Here is a 14,505-nt window from a genome sequence, read left to right as displayed (position 1 = left end):
TGGTACGCCGTCACCCGGTTTTGACAATCCCACAGGTCTTGAACAGAATGGATAATCCCTTTTGACAATAAGGATAAGAGCATAAAGAGGCACATTCTTGGTGCCGCTGGCCTCCTGCCGGCTAGCGCCCTGCCGCTTCGGCGGCGAAATCGCTAAGCTCCCGCGCCCGGTCCGCCGTCATCTGCATAAAACAGGCGGACGCGTTGACACCGGCGATCGTGCCGCCATCGGGATCGGCCTGGAAGCTGCAATTGGCGTCCCGGAACTTCAGCCAAGCGCGCTGGGCGTCGAGCAATGTTGCTTTCCTGGCAGGAGGCAGTGCCTGTTGAAGGCTTTTATAGGCGGCATTCAACGATTTATCCTGCCGCGCCGTCTCCGCCGCGATGCAGTCGTGCATGCCAGCGGTAGTGACATCCGGACGATCCATGCAGGCCCCGTATTGCTTTGACAACAATTTTTCATCCGCCTGCGCGGCAAAAGACGCGCAAAGCAGCAACGCGGAAAGCAGCGCTTTTTTCATATCGGGTCTGGGGTCTGGCAGGGGGGAATTTGATGAGGAGCGCCATTGGCCTTGCGCAAGGCTTGCGCCAATGGCTTGCCGCAGTGCCCACAAAGGGGAAGCTAGCGCCGGCGGGGCCGGCGCCACTGCGTCATTGAGACAGCAATGCGATCAGGCTTCGGCGATCAGGAAGCGGGCACGGTTCTTACCCAGCCAACCCGGTGCGCGGCCACGGCCGGTCCAGGTGGCGCCAGTCTTGGGATCGCGATACTTCGCGGGCAGGGTGGACTTGGGCTTAGCCGCGGCGCCATTCGCGCTGGCTGCCGGGCGGCCCCGGCGGCGCTTCGGGGCGATGTCGTCTGCCGTCAGCTCATATTCCGCCATCAGGCCCTGGATCTGCGCAATAACGCCCGCCACTTCGCTGGCACGCATCTCGGCCAGCTTTGCTTCGAGCGCTTCCTTCTCTGCAATCAGCTGCTTGTAAGTTGCCATTTTGATTCTCCTGGAGCGGTGTTAATTCAATGATAGGGGAAAATTTGCTGGCATAGCCTACCACGTTTGATTAAAGAAAATCCAATCGCGTAAGAAGTTGATACAACCGACCAGATTTGCACAAGAATAGAAAACGCCGTGGACACGCCGAATGCGGGTGCGATTGGACGCCGGATCGCACGTGCGAAGCCTCCGCATTGCGGATCGCAATGCGGGTTCAGGTAATACCCTATATGCGGGATTTCTCTGCCATGCCATCGGCGCCATTGGATCCCCCCATTGGCCCCCCCATTGGATCCCCCCATTGGCATGCGCCCTGACGGTGCATTCACCCGACAGCGCGATGACACAATATGACAACATTCCGAAAGGTTCCTGAAAGGCCATTGCCCCGCAGGCATGGAAGCCGCAATTCCCGTTCTGCCACAAAAAATGTACAGACAATGTGATAGAAAAGCCTGTCGGAGCGCGCCCGGCTTTGCCGTAATTGCCCCCAAACCGGATAATCGCATGGGCCTGAAGCTAAGCAATATCCACTTTTTAGCGCAAGCTCGCATGCATCCACGCCTGGACTCGATCCTGACTTGGATGCCTGGCATTCAAGCCCCATCCATCATTCAAAAACAGGAAATGGCAATCCGCTAGCGCGATGCAAGCCCCGGCGGACCGGCTCTCGCACGGCGTTTGATACGCTGCATTCGCGCTTGCGGAATCCAGTGTTCAATGTCATTCCAATAGGCGCTGGACCGCGCCGGACCGCATTGCACGCAAAGGCCGTGCGGATTTCTCCTTTCCTTACCGACCGGGCCGGTGATACCGTGCAAATCGCGCCATTCCAAAGTGAGCCGGCAACGCCAATTTTGGGGGAAACGCCGTGTCGCATAGTCCGGAGCAAATCCCTGAGACGCCGATAGCACCGCGCGAGTTCCGCCGCCGCGGTGCGCTGGCGCCGGGCCAGGCGCAACACCCCGGCGAATCCGTGTTCTACCCGCTCCTATCCGGCCTGGACGCTGTCGTGGCGCGCCTGGCGCTGGCTGGAATTCGCCACCAATTTCCGGCGCCTGGACCGGCGCATGCACAATCAATCGATGATCGCCGATCACCAGCGCACGGTGGTGAGCGAACGCAATATCGGCAACGGATATTTCTCCGCTGTAGTGGCAATCCGCTCCCCCGCACTGGAAGAAACCGTTGCTTGCGAAGATCATCGCTTCGACATCAGGGGACATCAGGGGGCATAAGGGAACATAAAGGGAATGCCTCGGCGCAATCCTTTGCGCATCGGCCTTTGACGCAATTGCGTTGTCTTGGCTTGCCCGTCTTTAGATGGCGTGCCGCCACCAGGAGCGGCCAGCATGGCTGGCTCACGCATTAGACGCGCGGCGGCTTGATAAACTGTTTGCCATGCCCGTCAACGCCAGCACGCTTTCACCCGAACAAGAGCAAGCCACCAAATGGACCTGAACGCCTTACGCCTTTTCGTGGACATCGTCGACGCCGGCAACCTCTCGGCTGCCGCGCGCAAGCTCAAGATGACCCGCGCCAACGTGAGCTACCACCTCAAGGCGCTGGAAGAAGCGCTGGGCGTGCAGCTGCTGCGCCGGACCACCCGGCACGTCGAGCCCACTCCCGTGGGCGCCGGCCTGTACGAGCACGGGCGCAACATCCTCGGTGAAGTGGCGGCGGCTAACGCGCTGATCAACAGCATGGGCAAGAGCCTGCATGGCCATGTGCGCTTGTCGGTGCCTACCGGGCTGGGGCACTCGATGCTTTCGCCGCTGCTGGTGAAGTTCAAGCACCGTTACCCCGACATCACCCTCGATGTGGTGTTCGACAACCGCATCCACAACCTGGTGTCCGAAGACGTGGAGGTGGCGCTGCGCATCATCTCCACGCCGCCGGACTCGGTGGTGGCGACCGAGATCGGCGCGGTCGAGTGGGTGGTATGCGGGTCTCCCGGCTACCTGGCCACGCAGCCGCCCCTGCGCGACCTGGCCGATCTCAAGGACCACGCCATCGTCTGCGCCTCGCCCATCGGCCAGAAGCTCAAGGCCTTTGGCACGCGCGGCACCGGCGGCGACGCCGTGCGCGAGCAAGTGGCGCTGGAGCCCACGTTGAGCTCGGAGAATTTCGCCTTCCTGAAGGACGGCGTGCTGGGCGACTTGGGCCTGGGCATCTTCCCGCTCTATGCCATCGGCGCGGAACTCGACGCGGGCACCCTGTTGCCCGTGCTGGCGGATTACCACATCAGCGTGTTCGGCAGCCGCCTCTACATGCTGACCATGCCCAACCGCTACCAGACCATGGCCACGCGCTACCTGCTGAACTTCCTCAAGACCGAACTGCAGGCCCTGTGGCCACAACCGCGCCGCTTGCCGCCCATGGATGCGCACGACGAAGCATGACACGCCGCGCATGGCACCCCGGCGCCAAAGGCACCGTCTATAGTAGGAAGCGCTAGGGTCCGTCGCGGCCCTGAGCGCAACGTACAGCGAAGGAGACGCATCATGGCCTTGGCTACCACCCTGGCAAATTGCCTCAACAGCAGGAACAGCCGTTTCGACACCATCCGCCATCCCTACACCCTCAGCAGCATGGCCACTGCGGAGGCAGCGCACGTTCCCGGAGATCGCCTGGCCAAGACCCTGTTGCTGGAGGATGACATCGGCTACGTAGCCGCGGTGATCCCGTCCAGCCATCACCTGAACCTGGCAGCCATCTGCGCGCAATCCGGCCGCACGCTGGTACTCGCCCACGAAGAGGAGATCCGCGAAGTCTTCAAGGATTGCGACCTGGGCGCCATCCCGCCGGTAGCCATGGCCTACGGCATGCACACCTACCTCGACGAAGCCCTGCTGGCCCAGCCCGAAGTGTTCTTTGAAGCCGGCGATCACCAACAACTCGTGCACATGAGCAGCGAACAGTTCGCCGACCTGATGGTCGGTGCCGAGCACGGGCGCTTCTCGCGCCACATGATGTAGCGGGCCGAAGCCGCCGAACGGGCCAAAACCGCGCGCCATGACGACGGCTGTCTCTCCCTCTCCCCTCATGGGGAGAGGGCCGGGGAGAGGGGTGGCTTAGCTAGGAGCCACTTGAAGCGAAGCCCGTGTTTTTGCCTCGCGCCGGCGGCCTTACTGCAGGCTGATCCCCGACTGCTTGACCAGCTTCTCCGTGCGCGGGATTTCCGCGCCTACCATGGCGTTGAAATCCGCCACCGAACCGCCGCGCGGCTCCGCGCCGGTTGCAGCGAGCCTCTCGCGAAAACCTTGATCCTTGAGCAGCTTGTTGATCGAGACATTCAACTTGGCAACCACCTCGGCTGGTGTGCCTTTCGGCGCGACAATCCCGTACCAGGGCGCGATATCGAAGCCCGGATAGCCCTGCTCGGCAATGGTGGGAATATCCGGCGCCATCGGCGAGCGCCTGGCATTGGAAACACCCAGCGCACGCAGCTTGCCCGCCTTCACATACGGCAACCCCGTCATGATGGTGTCGAAGTACATCGACACCTGTCCGGAAAGCAAGGCGGGAATCGCCTCGCCCGCGCCTTTGTACGGCACGTGGACGATATCGATGCCGGCCAGCGCCTTGAGCATCTCGCCTGCCATATGCGACGTGGTGCCCGCGCCAAACGACGCATAGGTCAGCTTGCCTGGATTGGCCTTGGCGTAAGCGATCATTTCCGGCAGCGTCTTGAAGGGCAGGCCGGGGCTGGCCAGCAGGATGTTCGGCGTGATGGCCACCACCGCGACCTTCTCGAAGGCGTCTGGATCGTAGCTGAGCTTCTTGTAGAGGAAGCGGTTGGTCACCATGGAAGCAGGCCCCGACATCAGCAAGGTGTAGCCGTCTCCAGGCGCGCGCGCGGCTGCTTCGCTGCCGATCATGGCCGCGGCGCCTGGCCGGTTTTCGACGACGAAGGTCTGGCCGTACTCGCGGCCCAGGCCGATGCCGAGCTGGCGCGTGATGAGATCGGTAGCGGAGCCGGCCTGGAACGGCACGACGATGCGCACGGGTTGGGTGGGCCAGTCGTGCGTGGATTGCGCCGATACAGGGGACGTGGCAAGTAAGCCGGTGGCCAGCATGGCCGCCAGCACGATGGCGCCGGTGCGGTGTTGGAGCAAACGGATGGACATGGGATTCCTTGCTTTTGCGGAAGTGAAGACGTGAACCGTCGTGGTGGCAGCGACGGGCGATGCGCTTGAATTGCAAGTGCTGTGCCATCCGGTTTGAGCCGGAAAGCCGGTCCGCGCGGACGCGGCTGGGCCACCCCCGCCGTTACCGTGGTGTTGGGTTGGCTAGCGCACCGCGATGGTCAGCGGGGCTTCGCGCCGCGGTGCATCCTGCTTGTGTGGCGCACTGGTCTGGACCGATCCGTGACGGCTCCGGGAACGTCGCGGATCAGCCGCTCACGCCACCAGCCTGTGCCACCATCGCGCCCAGCAGCACATTGGCGCCGGCTTCCAGGTGCTCGGGCTTGGCGTCTTCCACTTCGTTATGGCTGATGCCGTCCTTGCACGGGACAAAGATCATGGCGGTAGGCGCCACCGTGGCGATATACACCGCGTCGTGGCCAGCGCCGGTGACGATGTCCTGATGCGTGTAGCCTAGCGCCGCCGCCTGCTGGCGCACGTGGCCCACGAGTTCCGGCGCGAACGGCGTGGGCGGGAAATACTGTACGTCTTCGATCTGCACGCCGAGCGGGTTGCCCGTGGTCTTGCCTTGCGCGAGCGCGTCGCAGGCCGCGCGCAGGCGGGCGTCCATCTCGGCTAGCTTGCCGGCGTCCTGGTGGCGCAGGTCCACCGTGAACTTCACCGTGCCGGGAATCACATTGCGCGAGGCCGGATGGACATCGAGCACACCGACCGTGCCGCGCCCGTGCGGCGCGAAATCGTGCGCGATGCGCACCACCTCCTGCAGGATGAATGACGCGCCATATAGCGCATCCCGGCGCAGCGGCATCGGCGTGGGGCCGGCATGGGCTTCCATGCCGGTGACGGTCACGTCGTACCAGCGCAGGCCTAGCGAGCCGGTCACCACGCCGATCACGTTTTCGGCGTCCTCCAGCACCGGGCCCTGCTCGATATGCGCCTCAAAATACGCGCCAATCTCGCGGCCGCCCACTTCGGCGCTGCCGGCGTAGCCGATGGCATGCAGTTCATCGTCCACGCGCTTGCCGTCGTTGTCTGTCGCATCCAGCGCGGTCTGCAGCGGGAAGATGCCGGCGAACACGCCCGAGCCCATCATCACCGGCACAAAGCGCGTGCCTTCCTCGTTGGTCCAGATTGCCAGTTCCAGTGGCGCCTCGGTCTGCACGCCCTGGTCATTCAGGGTACGCATGACTTCCAGCCCGGCCAGCACACCAAAGCAGCCGTCGAACTTGCCGCCCGTGGGCTGCGTATCGATATGGCTGCCGGTCATCACGGGCGGCAGGCTGTTGTTGCGCCCGGCACGGCGGCCGAAGATATTGCCGACCTTGTCAACCGTGACGGCAAGGCCGGCATCGCGCATCCAGCCCGTGACCAGGTCGCGCCCCTGGCCGTCGAGCGCGGTGAGCGCCAGGCGCGCATTGCCGCCGCGCGGCGTGGCGCCGATGCGCGCCAATGCCATCAAGGACTGCCAGAGGCGGTCGCCATCGATCTTCAGTGTCGTCATGTCGGCTCTCTTTGTTCAAGCGGAATCGGGTAGCGCAAGGGTTGCGGCACGTGGCTCAGGCCGTGGCAGGCACGAGGCCCGACAGGAAGGAATCGAGCGCCGGACCGATGGCCTCGACCTCGTAGCCGCCTTCCTGCACCACCACCGTGGGCACGCCCAGCGCATTGATGCGCTCGCCGATGCCGCGATAGGCGTCCAGCCCCACGCGCAGCACGCTGATGGGATCGTGGATGTAGGTGTCGAAGCCCAGTGCCAGCACCAGTGCCTGCGGACGGTAGTCGCGCAGGGCATCGAGCGCGTTGTCGAGCGCGCCGAGAAAGCCGGCGTCCTCGGTGCCGTGCGGCAGCGGGAAGTTCAGGTTGTAGCCGTAGCCCGCGCCGTAGCCACGCTCGTTAGCGTAGCCGGTATAGAAGGGGTAGTACGCGCTCGGATCGGCGTGCAGGGAGATCGTCATCACGTCGGAGCGCTGGTAGAAGATCTGCTGCGTGCCATCGCCGTGGTGCGCGTCCACGTCGAGCACCGCCACCTTGTTGAAGCGCTTGAGCAAGGTCTCGGCGGCGATGGCTGCGTTGTTGACGTAGCAAAAGCCCACCGCGCGGTCGCTGTGCGCATGGTGGCCGGACGGGCGCGACAGCGAGTAGGCGATGCCTTGCCGGTCCTGCTGCTCGCACACGTACTCGGCGGCGGCCACGGCGCTGTGCGCGGAACGCAGGATGGAGCGCCAGCTCTGCGGCCCGAGCGGCGCGCTCAGGTCGCCGAGGTAATAGCCGGCCTGGGCAATGATGGAATCCGTCGGGCACGGCACGCGGCGCGGCTGGTCCACACGGCCGTTGTAGTAGGGCGAAAGATTGGGCAGCACTTCGATGCCCGGCTCGAACCCGGGCCGCGCCAGCACCATCCAGCGCTCGTACGCATAACCAAGAAAATCGAGATACGCCGGGCTGTGCACGGCCTCCAGCGGCGCGCGGCCAAAGTCGGCCGGCTCAGCCAGCGTGATGCCGCGCCCGGCCAGCGCGCGTTGCAGCGCGTGGGCCCGGGCGGGCACGTCGGTGGGTTCGCACAGGCGGCCCGCACGCATGAACTGGCGGGGCTGGTGCAGCAGTTGGTCATCCGAGAAGAAGGCGCGCATGATTGTTTTTTTGGTGAGACTCACGGTTTCCCGGCTGCGGGAGGCGGCGCAACTGGCTTGATCTCGATTTCCACGAACACGCATTCGCCTTCGTGCGCGTTGATCACGTTGTGCTCGACGCCCGCGCCACGGTAGTAGGCGTGGCCCGCCACGAGCTGGCTGACGACTTCGCCGGCCGGCTTCTCCAGCCGCAGCGCGCCGGTGGTCATCGGCACCACCACGTAGTCGTAGCCGTGGCGGTGATGCCCGGTCTGCGCGCCCGGCGCAAAGCGCCACTCGGTAACGACCACGCGATCATTGTCCACCTGCACGGTGGGTACGGCCTGGGGTCTGCTCATGGTGGGTTCTCCTGAAAACGCGTTGTGTTGTGCCGAGGGCTTAGCGGTCCACGCCGCCCATGCAGAGGTACTTGACCTCCAGGTATTCCTCGATGCCGTACGAGGAGCCTTCGCGGCCCAGGCCGGATTGCTTGACGCCACCGAAAGGCGCCACCTCGTTGGAGATCAGGCCGGTGTTGATGCCCACCATGCCGTACTCCAGCGCCTCGGCCACGCGCCAGACGCGGCCAATGTCCCGGCTGAAGAAGTAGGAGGCCAGGCCGAACTCGGTATCGTTGGCCATGTTGACCACTTCCTCGTCGCTGGTGAAGCGGAACAGCGGCGCGAGCGGGCCGAAGGTTTCCTGCTTCGCCACCACCATGTCCGGCGTGACGCCGGCCAGCACGGTGGGCTCGAAGAAGGTGCCGCCCAGGCTGTGGCGCTTGCCGCCCGTGAGTACGCGCGCGCCTTTGCCCAGGGCATCGGCAATGTGCTGCTCCACCTTGGCGACCGCGTCTTCATTGATCAGCGGGCCTTGCAGTACGCCAGGCTCCAGGCCGTGGCCGACCTTGAGCTTGTTCACCGCGGCAACCAGCTTTTCGGCGAAGGCGTCGTACACCTTGTCATGCACGTAGAGGCGGTTGGCGCAGACGCAGGTCTGGCCGGCGTTGCGGTACTTGGACGCCATGGCGCCTTCCACGGCAGCGTCCAGGTCCGCGTCGTCGAACACGATGAAGGGTGCGTTGCCGCCGAGTTCCAGCGACAGCTTCTTGATGGTGGGCGCCGACTGGCGCATCAGGATGCGGCCGACTTCCGTGGAGCCGGTAAAGCTGAGCTTGCGCACCACCGGGCTGCCGGTCAGCTCGCCGCCGATCTCGATCGAGCTGGCGGCGTCGCCCGTCACCACGCTCAGCAGGCCGGCGGGCAGGCCAGCGCGTTCTGCCAGTAGCGCCAGCGCGAGCGCCGACAGCGGTGTGTCTTCCGCCGGCTTGAGCACCATGGCGCAACCGGCCGCCAGCGCCGGGCCGGCCTTGCGGGTGATCATGGCCAGCGGGAAATTCCACGGCGTGATGGCCGCGCACACGCCAACCGGTTCCTTGACCACCAGCAGGCGCTTGTCGGACGCGGGCGTGGCCAGCACGTCGCCGTGGACGCGCTTGGCTTGCTCGGCGAACCATTCCAGGAAGGAGGCGGCGTAGACGGCTTCCCCGCGCGCCTCGGCCAGTGGCTTGCCTTGCTCGGTGGTCATCAGCACGGCGAGGTCGTCGGCATTGGCCAGCATCAGGTCGTACCAGGCACGCAGCACCTGGGCACGCTCGCGGGCCGTCTTGCGGCGCCATGCGGCCTGCGCCACGCGGGCCGCCTCGATGGCGCGGGTGGCTTCCGCCGCGCCCATCAGCGGGACGGTGCCGATCAGCGAACCGTCGGCGGGGTTGGTCACGGGGAAGGTGGCGCCGCTGTCGGCGTTCTGCCACTGGCCGCCGATAAAGGCTTGCGAGCGCAGCAGGGTGGGGTCTTTGAGTTGCATGATCGTTCTGACTCTCTATGTCTGTTCGTGGATGGCTTCGTGGATGGCTTCTTGGATGAATTCGTGGCTCAGCGCGTCAGCACATCGGCCAGGATATCCAGCCCTTCGTTCATCACCGCGTCGGAAATCGTCAGCGGGAACAGGAAGCGGATCACATTGCCGTACACGCCGCAGGACAGCAGCAGCAAGCCTTGCTCCAGCGCGCGGTTCTGCACCTCGCGCGTGAACTCCGCATCCGGCGCGCCGTCGGCGCGGCGGAATTCCACCGCCACCATCGCGCCCAGGCCACGGATCTCGGCGATCTGCGGCACGCGCGCCTTCAGGGTTTCCAGCCGCTCTACCAGGCGCTGGCCAAGTGCCGCGCCACGCGGGATCAACTGCTCGCCTTCCAGCACGTCCAGCACCGCCAGCGCCGAGGCCACGGCCAGCGGATTACCGGCATAGGTGCCGCCCAGGCCGCCGGGCGCGGGGGCGTCCATCACCTCCGCGCGGCCACACACCGCCGACAGCGGCATGCCGCCGGCCAGGCTCTTGGCCATGGTGGTGAGATCAGGCGCCACGTCGTAGTGCTCCATGGCAAAGAGCTTGCCGGTACGGCCGAAGCCGGTCTGCACTTCATCGGCGACCAGCAGGATGCCGTGCTCGTCGCAGATCGCGCGCAGCGCCTTGACGAAGGCCGGCGGCGCCACGTTGAAGCCACCCTCGCCCTGCACCGGCTCGAAGATAATGGCGGCCACGCGCTTGGGATCCACGTCGGCCTTGAACAGGTGCTCCATCGCCTTGAGCGCGTCCTCCACCGACACGCCATGCAGCGCGCACGGGTACGGCGCGTGGAAGACCTCGCCGGGGAACGGGCCAAAGCCCACCTTGTACGGCACCACCTTGCCGGTCAGCGCCATGCCCATCATGGTGCGGCCGTGGAAGCCGCCGGAGAAGGCGATCACGCCCGGGCGGCCGGTCGCGGCGCGCGCGATCTTGATGGCGTTCTCCACCGCCTCGGCGCCGGTGGTGAAGAACGCCGTCTTCTTGGCGCTGCGGCCTGGCGCGCGCTGGTTGATCCGCTCGGCCAGCTCGATATAGCTGGCATACGGCACGATCTGGTAGGCGGTGTGCGTGAAGCGCTCAAGCTGGCGTTGTATGGCTTCGACCAGGCGCGGGTGGCGGTGGCCGGTGTTGAGCACGGCGATGCCGGCGGCGAAGTCGATATAGCGCTTGCCTTCCACATCCCAGATCTCCGAATTCTCGGCACGCTCGGCGTAGAAGTTGCACATCACGCCAACGCCACGGGGCGTGGCGGCATCCTTGCGGCGAACCAGTTCGGCGTTCTTCATCTGTTGCTCCATCTTTGATATCGGTTGTGCTGTCGGGGTTGTGCTATTGGGCTCAGGCAGCGGCGCGGATCAGTGCCGGATCCCACTCCTTGCCGGGAATCGCGGCAATCAGCCGCTGCGTGTAGGCATGCTGCGGCGCGTCGAAGATCTGGTCGGGCGGGCCGGACTCCACCACGCGGCCTTTGTGCATCACGATCACGTGGTGGCAGATCTGCGCGGCCACGCGCAGGTCGTGGGTGATAAAGATCAGGCCGATGTTCAGGCGCTTCTGCAGGTCGGCCAGCAGTTGCAATACCTGCGCCTGCACCGAGACATCCAGCGCGGAGACGGACTCGTCCGCCACCAGCAACTTGGGATCCAGCGCTAGCGCGCGCGCAATGCCGATGCGCTGGCGCTGCCCCCCGGAGAACTGGTTGGGATAGCGGTCGAACGCGGAAGGCTCCAGGCCCACCAGCTGCAGCAGCTCGCGAGCGCGCGCCTGGGCCTGCGCCAGCGGCACGCCATTGGCGACAGGCCCATCGGTGATGATGCGGCCCACCGTATGGCGCGGGTTCAGCGAGGCGAACGGATCCTGGAAGATCATCTGCACATCGCTGCGCAGCGGGCGGAACTGGCGCTCCGTCAGCCGGGCGATGTCCTGGCCATCGAACAGCAGCTCGCCGCCGTCGATGTCGGTCAGCTTCAGCAGGCATTTGCCGATGGTGGACTTGCCCGAGCCGGATTCGCCAACGATGCCGAGCGTCTGCCCGCGCCGCACGCTGAAGCTCACGCCGTCCACGGCGTTGACCACACGCTTCTTGCTGAACAGGCCACCACCGGAGGAATACGTCTTGCGCAGGTCGCGCACTTCCAGCACCGTCTCGGCCGCCTGCTGGTCGCGCGCCTTGGCGCGGCCATGCGGCACGGCGCTGATCAGCCGCCGCGTATAGGGATGCTGCGGATGGTTGAGCACCTGCTGCACCGGGCCTACCTCCACCAGCACGCCCCGCTCCATCACCGCCACGCGGTCGGCGATTTCCGCCACCACGCCAAAATCGTGCGTGACGAACATCACGCCCATGCCCTTGTCGGCCTGGATGCGTTTGATCAGCGCCAGGATCTGGGCCTGCGTGGTCACGTCCAGGGCAGTGGTCGGCTCGTCGGCGATCAGCAGCGCCGGCTCCAGCGCGAGCGCCATGGCGATCACCACGCGCTGGCGCTGCCCGCCCGACAGGCGGAACGGATAGCTGTGGATCAGCGTGGCCGGATCGGGCAGGCCGACGAACTCCAGCAGTTCCAGCACGCGCTTTGTCCTCGCCTCGCCGGGGTAGGCGTCGTGCACGCGCATGACCTCGGCAATCTGGTCGCCCACCGTCATCACGGGGTTAAGCGCCGACAGCGGCTCCTGGAACACCATGGCCATGGCCTTGCCGCGCATGGACAGCAAGGTCTGCTCATCCTGCGTGAGCAAGTCCTTGCCCTGGAACAGGATCTGGCCGCCCTGCGGCTTCAGGTACGGCGGCAGCAGGCCCATGATAGCGTTGGCGCTCATCGACTTGCCCGAGCCGGATTCTCCGACGATGCAGAGAATCTCGCCGGCGTGCAGGTCATAGCTGACGTCCTTCACCGCGTGCGCACGGTCACCGCCCGTAGGCAGCGCAATGGTGAGGTCGCGCACGGATAGCAGCGGTAGCTTGTCTTGTGCTTGCATGGTGGCGTCTTCCTTGTCGTTACTCGCCACGGCGGCGCAGTTGCGGGTTCATGGCGTCGTTCAGGCCTTCGCCGATCAGATTGATGGACAGCACCGTCAGCAGGATGGCCACGCCGGGCCACACGCTCATCCACCAGGCCTCGCGGATCATGGTGCGGGCCGCGCCGATCATGAAGCCCCAGCTCATCATGTTGCGGTCGCCCAGGCCCAGGAAGGACAACGCGGACTCCGTCAGGATTGCCGTGGCCACCATGAAGGAGGCCGACACGATGATGGGCGACATGGCGTTGGGCAAGATCTGCGTGAGGATGATGCGCAACGGCTTCTGCCCGATCACCACCGCAGCCTGCACGAACTCGCGCTGCTTGAGCGTGAGGAACTCGCCGCGCACCAGGCGCGCCACCGGCGGCCAGGACACCACCGAGATGGCGGCGACGATGGAGTAGATGGTGGGATTGAAGATCGCCACGATCACCACCGCCATCGCCAGCTGCGGGATGGTCTGGAAGAACTCGGTAAAGCGCATCAGCGCGTCGTCGATGCGTCCGCCGCAATAGCCGGCCACCGACCCGATCAGGATGCCGAACACCAGCGCCACGCCGGTGGAGATCACGCCCACCAGCAGCGAGACGCGCGCGCCGTACAGCATGCCAGCGGTGATGTCGCGCCCGAGCATGTCGGTGCCAAAGGGAAACGCCGCGTCGGCAAACGGACGCACCAGCGGATCGCCCACCATCAGCCAGGGCGACTCCTCGTACAGCACCGGCGCCAGCAGCGCCACGGCGACCACCAGCATCAGCACGATCAGGCCGATCACGGCGCCGTAGTTGCGGCAATAACGTTGTGCGAAGGCTTTCATGCCGTGGCTCCCTTGCCGCCCACCGAGATGCGGGGGTCGATGAAGCGGTAGACGATATCGGTCACCAGGTTGAAGAACACAACCAGCGCCGAGGTGACGAAGAAGATGCCAAGCAGCAGCTGGTAGTCACGTTGCAGCAGGGCGTCGAACATCAGCCGGCCAATGCCCGGCCAGGAGAACACGGTTTCGGTCAGCACCGCGCCGCCTGCCATCTGGCCGAGCTGGATGCCGGCAAAGGTGATGACCGGCAGCAGCGCGTTGCGCAGCACGTGCACGCGGATCACGCGGCCAGCGGGCACGCCCTTGGCGCGCGCGGTCTTGACGAAGTCCATGCCCATGACTTCCAGCATCGAGGCGCGGGTCAGGCGCACGTACACCGCCATGAAGAAGCAGCCGAGCGAGATGGTAGGCAGGATCATGTGCAGCGCCACATCCTGGATGCGCGCCAGGCCGGTATAGCCTGCGCCGATGGTTTCCATGCCAAACGCCGGCAGCCAGCCCAGCACCACCGAGAACAGGATGATGGCCATCAGCGAGAGCCAGAACAGCGGCGTGGCGTACAACAGCAGCGCCGCGGACATCACCGCGCTGTCGATCCAGCGCCGCTTGTTCTCATAGCGCGTGCGCGCCGAGATCACGCCGAGAAACACGCCAAGCACGAGGGAAAAGACAAAGGCACCGCTCATCAGCACGATGGTGGCGGGCAGCCGGTCCAGGATCAGGTCGAGCACCGGCAGGTGATTGCGATACGAGTAGCCAAGATCGAGCTTGGCCACGCCTTTGAGATAGATGCCAAGCTGCGTGAGCACCGGCTGGTCCAGCCCGAACTGCTGACGCAACTGGCCAACGAACGCGGCATCGCCCGCGCCGGCCTCGCCCGCCAGCACGGTGGCGGGGTCGCCAGGCGCCATGCGGATCAGGAAGAAATTGATGATGACCACGCCGAGGACGACCACGAGGGCCTTCCACAGTCGGGATAGCAGGAAAGAGAGGAAATTCACGGCATGC

Annotated in this window: 14 protein-coding genes; 3 read left to right on the top strand and 11 right to left on the bottom strand. The window is 65.2% G+C overall.

Going from position 1 to position 14,505, the window contains the following annotated elements; genetic code table 11:
* Positions 1 to 121 precede the first annotated feature (121 nt).
* Both AC1RQC_RS15310 and AC1RQC_RS15305 read right to left on the bottom strand, forming a co-directional pair.
* Positions 122 to 520 (bottom strand): lysozyme inhibitor LprI family protein, encoded by a 399-nt coding sequence (locus AC1RQC_RS15310; RefSeq protein WP_492375354.1) that lies wholly within the window; start codon positions 518 to 520, stop codon positions 122 to 124.
* A gap of 150 nt (positions 521 to 670) precedes the next feature.
* Positions 671 to 991 (bottom strand): H-NS histone family protein, encoded by a 321-nt coding sequence (locus AC1RQC_RS15305; protein ID WP_174426112.1) that lies wholly within the window; start codon positions 989 to 991, stop codon positions 671 to 673.
* A 1,073-nt stretch (positions 992 to 2,064) separates the two neighbouring features.
* Between AC1RQC_RS15305 and AC1RQC_RS15300 the strand changes: the two genes are divergently transcribed.
* The 3 genes from AC1RQC_RS15300 to AC1RQC_RS15290 all read left to right on the top strand — a co-directional run bounded on the left by AC1RQC_RS15300 (position 2,065) and on the right by AC1RQC_RS15290 (position 3,972).
* A complete protein-coding gene (locus AC1RQC_RS15300) occupies positions 2,065 to 2,232 on the top strand; it encodes a hypothetical protein (protein ID WP_492375353.1) in 168 nt (55 codons plus the stop codon).
* 213 nt (positions 2,233 to 2,445) lie between these two features.
* Positions 2,446 to 3,396, top strand: a complete 951-nt coding sequence (locus AC1RQC_RS15295; RefSeq protein WP_492375352.1) for a LysR family transcriptional regulator — start codon at positions 2,446 to 2,448, stop codon at positions 3,394 to 3,396.
* Positions 3,397 to 3,498: 102 nt separating this feature from the next.
* Positions 3,499 to 3,972, top strand: a complete 474-nt coding sequence (locus tag AC1RQC_RS15290; RefSeq protein ID WP_492813487.1) for an aminoacyl-tRNA deacylase — start codon at positions 3,499 to 3,501, stop codon at positions 3,970 to 3,972.
* 150 nt (positions 3,973 to 4,122) lie between these two features.
* On the opposite strand, the gene AC1RQC_RS15285 is transcribed toward AC1RQC_RS15290, so the two are convergent.
* The 9 genes from AC1RQC_RS15285 to AC1RQC_RS15245 all read right to left on the bottom strand — a co-directional run bounded on the left by AC1RQC_RS15285 (position 4,123) and on the right by AC1RQC_RS15245 (position 14,498).
* Positions 4,123 to 5,124, bottom strand: a complete 1,002-nt coding sequence (locus AC1RQC_RS15285; RefSeq protein WP_492375351.1) for a Bug family tripartite tricarboxylate transporter substrate binding protein — start codon at positions 5,122 to 5,124, stop codon at positions 4,123 to 4,125.
* Between the two features lie 265 nt (positions 5,125 to 5,389).
* Positions 5,390 to 6,643, bottom strand: coding sequence for a Zn-dependent hydrolase (locus AC1RQC_RS15280; RefSeq protein WP_492883846.1), 1,254 nt, complete (start codon positions 6,641 to 6,643; stop codon positions 5,390 to 5,392).
* Between the two features lie 55 nt (positions 6,644 to 6,698).
* The gene (locus AC1RQC_RS15275; protein WP_492883845.1) at positions 6,699 to 7,772 is read right to left on the bottom strand and encodes a histone deacetylase family protein; all 1,074 of its coding nucleotides are present in this window, start codon (positions 7,770 to 7,772) and stop codon (positions 6,699 to 6,701) included.
* Between the two features lie 20 nt (positions 7,773 to 7,792).
* Positions 7,793 to 8,110: a cupin domain-containing protein gene (locus AC1RQC_RS15270; RefSeq protein WP_492883843.1), complete on the bottom strand. Its 318-nt coding sequence runs from the start codon at positions 8,108 to 8,110 to the stop codon at positions 7,793 to 7,795.
* A gap of 40 nt (positions 8,111 to 8,150) precedes the next feature.
* A complete protein-coding gene (locus AC1RQC_RS15265) occupies positions 8,151 to 9,617 on the bottom strand; it encodes an NAD-dependent succinate-semialdehyde dehydrogenase (RefSeq protein ID WP_492883841.1) in 1,467 nt (488 codons plus the stop codon).
* Positions 9,618 to 9,685: 68 nt separating this feature from the next.
* Positions 9,686 to 10,948 carry a 4-aminobutyrate--2-oxoglutarate transaminase gene (locus tag AC1RQC_RS15260; RefSeq protein ID WP_492375348.1) on the bottom strand — a complete coding sequence of 421 codons (1,263 nt, stop codon included), beginning with the start codon at positions 10,946 to 10,948 and terminating at the stop codon, positions 9,686 to 9,688.
* 52 nt (positions 10,949 to 11,000) lie between these two features.
* Positions 11,001 to 12,638, bottom strand: coding sequence for an ABC transporter ATP-binding protein (locus AC1RQC_RS15255; RefSeq protein ID WP_416051234.1), 1,638 nt, complete (start codon positions 12,636 to 12,638; stop codon positions 11,001 to 11,003).
* 19 nt (positions 12,639 to 12,657) lie between these two features.
* Complete coding sequence (locus AC1RQC_RS15250; RefSeq protein ID WP_492375346.1) at positions 12,658 to 13,497, bottom strand: ABC transporter permease; 840 nt, start codon at positions 13,495 to 13,497, stop codon at positions 12,658 to 12,660.
* Positions 13,494 to 14,498: an ABC transporter permease gene (locus AC1RQC_RS15245; RefSeq protein ID WP_492825926.1), complete on the bottom strand. Its 1,005-nt coding sequence runs from the start codon at positions 14,496 to 14,498 to the stop codon at positions 13,494 to 13,496. Before AC1RQC_RS15245 ends, AC1RQC_RS15250 begins: the two co-directional genes overlap by 4 nt.
* Positions 14,499 to 14,505: the final 7 nt, after the last annotated feature.

The organism is Cupriavidus sp. GW822-FHT03E04 (genome assembly GCF_058801495.1).
Note: the sequence above shows the minus strand (reverse complement) of the source record. Positions and strands in the feature narration are given on the sequence as shown.

Excerpts from the sequence above, each read along its gene's own strand:
- AC1RQC_RS15310 (WP_492375354.1), bottom strand. The coding sequence starts at position 520 with ATGAAAAAAGCGCTGCTTTCCGCGTTGCTGCTTTGCGCGTCTTTTGCC.
- AC1RQC_RS15305 (WP_174426112.1), bottom strand. The coding sequence starts at position 991 with ATGGCAACTTACAAGCAGCTGATTGCAGAGAAGGAAGCGCTCGAAGCA.
- AC1RQC_RS15300 (WP_492375353.1), top strand. The coding sequence starts at position 2,065 with ATGCACAATCAATCGATGATCGCCGATCACCAGCGCACGGTGGTGAGC.
- AC1RQC_RS15295 (WP_492375352.1), top strand. The coding sequence starts at position 2,446 with ATGGACCTGAACGCCTTACGCCTTTTCGTGGACATCGTCGACGCCGGC.
- AC1RQC_RS15290 (WP_492813487.1), top strand. The coding sequence starts at position 3,499 with ATGGCCTTGGCTACCACCCTGGCAAATTGCCTCAACAGCAGGAACAGC.
- AC1RQC_RS15285 (WP_492375351.1), bottom strand. The coding sequence starts at position 5,124 with ATGTCCATCCGTTTGCTCCAACACCGCACCGGCGCCATCGTGCTGGCG.
- AC1RQC_RS15280 (WP_492883846.1), bottom strand. The coding sequence starts at position 6,643 with ATGACGACACTGAAGATCGATGGCGACCGCCTCTGGCAGTCCTTGATG.
- AC1RQC_RS15275 (WP_492883845.1), bottom strand. The coding sequence starts at position 7,772 with ATGCGCGCCTTCTTCTCGGATGACCAACTGCTGCACCAGCCCCGCCAG.
- AC1RQC_RS15270 (WP_492883843.1), bottom strand. The coding sequence starts at position 8,110 with ATGAGCAGACCCCAGGCCGTACCCACCGTGCAGGTGGACAATGATCGC.
- AC1RQC_RS15265 (WP_492883841.1), bottom strand. The coding sequence starts at position 9,617 with ATGCAACTCAAAGACCCCACCCTGCTGCGCTCGCAAGCCTTTATCGGC.
- AC1RQC_RS15260 (WP_492375348.1), bottom strand. The coding sequence starts at position 10,948 with ATGAAGAACGCCGAACTGGTTCGCCGCAAGGATGCCGCCACGCCCCGT.
- AC1RQC_RS15255 (WP_416051234.1), bottom strand. The coding sequence starts at position 12,638 with ATGCAAGCACAAGACAAGCTACCGCTGCTATCCGTGCGCGACCTCACC.
- AC1RQC_RS15250 (WP_492375346.1), bottom strand. The coding sequence starts at position 13,497 with ATGAAAGCCTTCGCACAACGTTATTGCCGCAACTACGGCGCCGTGATC.